The organism is Acinetobacter ihumii (assembly GCF_900625095.1).
In the GTDB taxonomy this organism is placed as follows: Bacteria; Pseudomonadota; Gammaproteobacteria; order Pseudomonadales; family Moraxellaceae; genus Acinetobacter; species Acinetobacter ihumii.
Genome location: NZ_LR130767.1, coordinates 1 through 5,388 on the forward strand (window position 1 = coordinate 1; position 5,388 = coordinate 5,388).

Consider the following 5,388-nt stretch of genomic DNA (forward strand, 5'->3'; position numbering starts at 1 on the left):
ACATCTATTGTTTTGGTGATGTTGAAAATTTTAGATAAATACAATCCATACACTCGTTATAAAAAAGATGTAGTTCTAAAATTAAAAAAAGACTACTCAATAGACTTTTACCATTTAGCGAAAAAAAATCAGGCAAAAAATGGCTTTGAATTAACGCTAGATGAAATGTTTACAGAGTTTGGTTTACCAGAATCTTATAGAGATTTGAGGAACTTAAAACGAAGAGTTTTGAAGAGCTCATTAGATGAAATTAATGAATTTACCGATGTAACAGTTGACTATAGTCCAGTTAAAAAAGGACGTTCTGTTGTCGGCTTTAAGTTCACTGTGAAAGAAAAATCTAAGCCAAAATTAATAGCTCCTGAGCGAGATCCAAAAACAATAGATATGTTCTGCAACCTGTCTGATGCTCAAATTAACAAGTACAGTGCTATTTTATCTAAACTTTCTGAGCTATCAGACCTAAGTAACTTCCAGGACTATCCTAGTTTTGCCCTTTGGATTAGTGGCATCTTACGAGATCCGAAAAGTGTAAGAGAGGAAACAGCAAAGCGGATTTTTAAAGCTCTTCATAGCAAGACGGATTTTAAACCATGAAAACTAGAGCTGAATTAGATGCAATGAGCCATCAAGAACTCAAAGACTATGAGCAAATTTTACTTGCTCTGTGGACACCAAGAATGGCTATTGAAAGTGACATTGAAAGGTTAAGCACTAATCGCAACGAATTATTAGAAATTTTTAATCAATTAAAAAATCCTGATGCTCCTGAAAATGAGCGTTTAAAAAATTCTATTTTATCGCTCAAATATAAGATTGAAGATTTAGAAGATAAATTGGATGATCTTATTCAAGATAATCGCTTAAATCGTGCAGATTGAATTATTCAGTTTATTTAATTAAAACCGTGAAACATTGATCAAAGAATAGGCGTGGAACGTGAATAGTCACAAAAAAGCCGTTCCAGTGCGCTGAATACTGGAACGGCTCAAAGTAAGATAATGATTTAGAAGGGATAAATCAAAGCATTTCGTATAAGGTGTATTATGTTAATTTTAGAAAATCTAAAATAATTATTGATAATTTTTTTTTGAAAATTTAACATACCTTCCGATTGGTATTTTAGGTATGATTACTTATGAACAGTGTGTTACTCGCTTATGTATTACTTGGATTTGCAATAGTTTCCGAAGTGATTGGAAGTAGTTTTTTAGTTAAATCGGAAGGGTTTACAAAACTTTTTCCAAGCGTGATGGTCTTTATTTCTTTTAGCACGGCATTTTATTTATTATCACAAGTTATTAAAACAATCCCTTTAGGTATCGCATACGCTATATGGGCTGGTGTTGGGATTGTTCTAACTGCTGTAGTTAGCTACTTTGTTTTTAAACAGACACTAGATAATCCTGCTTTAATTGGAATTGGTTTTATCGTATCTGGCGTAATAATTATTAATTTATTTTCGCAATCAGCAGGTCATTAAGTGAAAGAAATTCGGCAACAAAAGAAGCAACCAGAGGTTATTCGAAAGCGCATCCTTGAACAGGCAACTATTCTTGTTTCTCAAAAGGGTATTTCTGGTGTTTCTATTCAAAATATTGCTACAGCAGTAGGTATAACAAAAGGGGGGGTATTTCACCATTTCCCGAATAAAAAAAATTTGATAGAAGAAATGTTCAATCAAATAATTCTTGATTTAGATCAAACAGTTGAATACTTGATTAAACGCGATCAAACAGAATATGGTAAATTCACACGAGCTTATATTCATAGTTCTTTTATCCATCAAATAGATGGGGTGGTTTCTGCTTGGTCAGCGTTATCAATGACTATGATCACAGAGCCTACCTTTAATAAAATTTGGATGGAATGGCTAAAAAATAGATTATCTCAACATGCAGAAACGGATAGTCATCCTGATTTAGAGTTACTTCGTTTAGCAGCAGATGGGTTGTGGCTACAAAGTATTACCGGAGTCATTGATGATGAGCAATGTTCAAAATTAGAAGACGATCTGCTTAATCGAACCTATTTAACATAAAATCTCTTATGCGAAATTTAGGTCTTATCCCAAATAAATCCATTAAAAAGATCTTTATCTTTCTGCCTATTTTCTTCAGTCTTACTTTCCGTGCTTAAAAACTTTTCAAAATCGGTTAGTTGACCCTTAAAAGATTCATCATTTTTCAGTTTGTTTAGAACCCAAGCCCCCAGTAGAATTTTACGTCTAGTATCATCTTTTCTTTGTCGATCAGAATTTTTCTTTTTTTCACGAGCAGCAATAGCTTGTTTTTGTGCTTTTAGTTGTCTTAATCGTTCTTCTTGCTTTGCAATTTTTTGCTCTAAAGTTTCAACACTCATACCATCACCATCTCAAGGAATCCCCCTCAAGCATAGGTCTGTTTGAATTGAAATTCAAGACAGCCCATGCTATCGTGGTTTTCCCGAAGGGCGCACTTAGCCATTGGATTTCATCCAATGGTGCGACAAGGGGTAAATCCCCTTTGTAATCCCCTGACCAACATATACATGTTGGTAATTTCGATAAATCGAAATAAAGAGCAAAAGCAAAATGGCGATATATCATTTTTCAGTTAAAACGATTAGTAGAGGTAATGGACGATCGGCCGTTGCTTGTGCTGCATATCGTTCAAGTGAAAAATTGGTATGCGATTTTTATGGAAAAGAACAAGACTACACAAGAAAAACTGGTGTCGAATTTACAAAAATCTATGCACCTGAAAATACAAATACTGAGTTACTCAAGCGCCAAACACTTTGGAATGAAGTCGAAAAGGTTGAACGTAGAAAAGATGCATTACTTGCAAGAGAGTTTGAGATTGCATTTCCCAGTGAGTTAAACGCTGAACAGCGTGAAAATATGCTCAATGAACTTTGCCGAAACCTCGTTAAAAAATACGGTGTCATCGTTGATGCTGCTATTCATGCACCTCATACAGACAGTGGAAGTGATGAACGCAACTACCATGCACACATCATGTTCACAACCCGAAGTATTAATGAGCAGGGTGGCTTTTCAGCAAAAAAATATAGGGACTTCAGTCGTGACAATGGCACAGAAACTGTAAGCCACTGGAGAGAATCATTTGCAGAGTTATGCAATCATCACCTGGAACAAAATGGATTTGATGAACGTGTCGATCACAGAAGTTATGAAGACCAGGAAAGTGACCTAGAAGCAACTCAGCACGAAGGTCCTCAAGCGACATACCTCCGGAGACGAGGAATATTTACAGAAATTAGTCTGAAAAATGATGAAATTAAGCTACGTAATTTAAAAATCAAAAAGGTCATCGCACTGGATGAAAACATCAAAGTATCTGAGGATCTTGTTCAAAAAGTACGAAGTGAGCTTCAGTTTCAATACTCTCAAGCTGAGTATTTAGAAAAAACTTCTCAGAAACTTTCTGAATTCCAAAATGAAGAATTATCAAAATTAACAACAAAATTAAACACGATGAGTTCTGCAATATCAGAACTACGCAAAAAAGAGCCTTTATTTTTTAAAACAAAATGGATCAATCAAATAAATGACCTGATCGACCAACACAACACCCAACTAGACATCCAAAAGCATATTTCTGGTCTTAGTGAAATAGAAAAAAAAGAGAGATATTCTGATCATTTAAATAAATGGACAGAAGAAAATCAGCTGCTCCAGCCTAAAAAGTCTTTTGCAAAATTTGACGAACCGAACATCACTGTTAAACAACGAAAACTTAATGATCAAATTTCAAATATAGATCATCAAATTTCTGAAATATCACGCAGAGAAACTGAGTATCAAGAGTATGTACGCGATCAAAGACTGGAGATCATAAATAGTTATATATTTGAAGAAGATAACTATGGAAATAAATACTTTAGTCCTCAAAATGGTGAAAAACAAAAGCGACTATATGCAGAAGAAATGGAAGATCTAAAAATCCAAGAATTGCATACGGCTTTTACAAAAAAAATTGAGACCGAAGCGCAGCAAGAGTTTTCCCAAAAAAGAGCAATACAGCTCGAAAACGACCGAAAAGATCGTGAATCTAGAGAACAGCAGTTACGTAAAGAACGAGAGCAACAAGAACAACGCTATGCACAAGAACGAGAGCAACAAGAACATTTGGCATTTTTAAGACGCCAAGAACAAGAAAAACAGCAGAGAAATGAGCCTAAAAAGCCAGAAAATGACAATAACCATGACTACACGCCTTAGCAATCCCATTTAAGCGCAAAAAAACGGGGGTTTTAGCGACTTTTGATAGAAATACAGTAAAACTATAGTTGATAAAAATAAAATCGCTTAAAACGCAAATGAGAGCCTTTTAGCGAGTGTCTACGAGTGACACAACGAAAGGTTGCTTATTCCCCCTCTGAAAAACCGTTTTTTATTGAATTACTGGGGACAGTGATTAGCGAGTGTCTACGAGCGAAGTATTGATGCTTTTGCTCGTCAAAAAGCATGAGCATAGCGAATGCATTATTCATGTTTTGCTTTTTGAATCCTTGATCATATATGCAAAAAACTGCCCCCACGAAGCGAGTGAAACGAGCTTCAATAGAGTACGAGCTTTAGCGAGTACCAAGGGCAGTTTTAATAACTCACTTTGGAAATAAATTCCCTTTTATTCTTTTAAAAAGCTTTTAAAAGCTTTTAGACCCTCTGAAAACCTTATGCAGCAATAGTTTCAAGCGTTAAAAGGGTACAAATAGCATGATAAAGGGTACAAATAGCATGATTTTATCGTTTAAAAGGGTACAAATAGCATGATTAAAGGGTACAAATAGCATGATAAAGGGTACAAATAAATTATTGTACCCTTATGTTTATTGGTGTACATTGTTTTCTCATAAGGGTACAAAAATCATGTTCATTTTTTATAAGGTTTGATATCTGAATGAATAAAGAAAATAGTTATGATAAATCTTATCCAGTAACAACAATGGCTATTCAAAACAAAGTTACTGAATGCTTTAAAAGCATGTCTGTAGATGAAAAAAGAATTTTAATTATGGCTTCTCCGATTGCTAGAAATGTCGATGCAAGTGAACAAGATCAAATCTTAATATCTGCTCAACAATTTGCTGATGACTGTGGTATCAAAGTCAATTCTGCTTATAAACAAATTGAAAATGCGTCAAAAAAACTAGTAGATCGGTCCTTTTCATACGTTAATGATAGGGGGAAAAAGGTCTACTCTAACTGGGTAATTGATGCTACTTATGAAGATGCAGGGATATCTTTAAGGTTTACATCTATTGTTTTGGTGATGTTGAAAATTTTAGATAAATACAATCCATACACTCGTTATAAAAAAGATGTAGTTCTAAAATTAAAAAAAGACTACTCAATAGACTTTTACCATTTAGCGAAAAAAA

General features: G+C 34.4%; 6 protein-coding genes and 1 pseudogene. 6 read left to right on the forward strand and 1 reads right to left on the reverse strand.

Going from position 1 to position 5,388, the window contains the following annotated elements:
* The 4 genes and pseudogenes from E0D95_RS15155 to E0D95_RS15170 all read left to right on the forward strand — a co-directional run.
* A pseudogene (locus E0D95_RS15155) lies at positions 1–597 on the forward strand (replication initiation protein); the annotation flags it as partial.
* Positions 594–881: a hypothetical protein gene (locus tag E0D95_RS15160; RefSeq protein ID WP_000857160.1), complete on the forward strand. Its 288-nt coding sequence runs from the start codon at positions 594–596 to the stop codon at positions 879–881. The pseudogene E0D95_RS15155 and the gene E0D95_RS15160, both read left to right, overlap by 4 nt.
* Positions 882–1,138: 257 nt before the next feature.
* Entirely contained in the window at positions 1,139–1,483 is a 345-nt protein-coding gene (locus E0D95_RS15165; RefSeq protein WP_087090658.1) for an SMR family transporter, read from the forward strand.
* Positions 1,484–2,041, forward strand: coding sequence for a TetR/AcrR family transcriptional regulator (locus E0D95_RS15170; protein WP_016165572.1), 558 nt, complete (start codon positions 1,484–1,486; stop codon positions 2,039–2,041).
* 17 nt (positions 2,042–2,058) lie between these two features.
* Here E0D95_RS15170 and E0D95_RS15175 read toward each other — a convergent pair whose 3' ends face one another.
* The gene (locus E0D95_RS15175) at positions 2,059–2,361 is read right to left on the reverse strand and encodes a hypothetical protein (protein ID WP_046128218.1); all 303 of its coding nucleotides are present in this window, start codon (positions 2,359–2,361) and stop codon (positions 2,059–2,061) included.
* Between the two features lie 211 nt (positions 2,362–2,572).
* Here E0D95_RS15175 and mobQ point away from each other — a divergent pair, with 211 nt between their 5' ends.
* Positions 2,573–4,225 (forward strand): MobQ family relaxase, encoded by a 1,653-nt coding sequence (mobQ, locus tag E0D95_RS15180; protein WP_130804970.1) that lies wholly within the window; start codon positions 2,573–2,575, stop codon positions 4,223–4,225.
* Between the two features lie 682 nt (positions 4,226–4,907).
* Positions 4,908–5,388, forward strand: a 481-nt coding sequence (locus E0D95_RS15185; RefSeq protein WP_130804971.1) for a replication initiation protein, incomplete at its 3' end; no start/stop codon positions are given.

Coding starts and splice junctions, on each gene's coding strand:
- E0D95_RS15160 (WP_000857160.1), top strand. CDS start 594: ATGAAAACTAGAGCTGAATTAGATGCAATGAGCCATCAAGAACTCAAA.
- E0D95_RS15165 (WP_087090658.1), top strand. CDS start 1,139: ATGAACAGTGTGTTACTCGCTTATGTATTACTTGGATTTGCAATAGTT.
- E0D95_RS15175 (WP_046128218.1), bottom strand. CDS start 2,361: ATGAGTGTTGAAACTTTAGAGCAAAAAATTGCAAAGCAAGAAGAACGA.
- mobQ (WP_130804970.1), top strand. CDS start 2,573: ATGGCGATATATCATTTTTCAGTTAAAACGATTAGTAGAGGTAATGGA.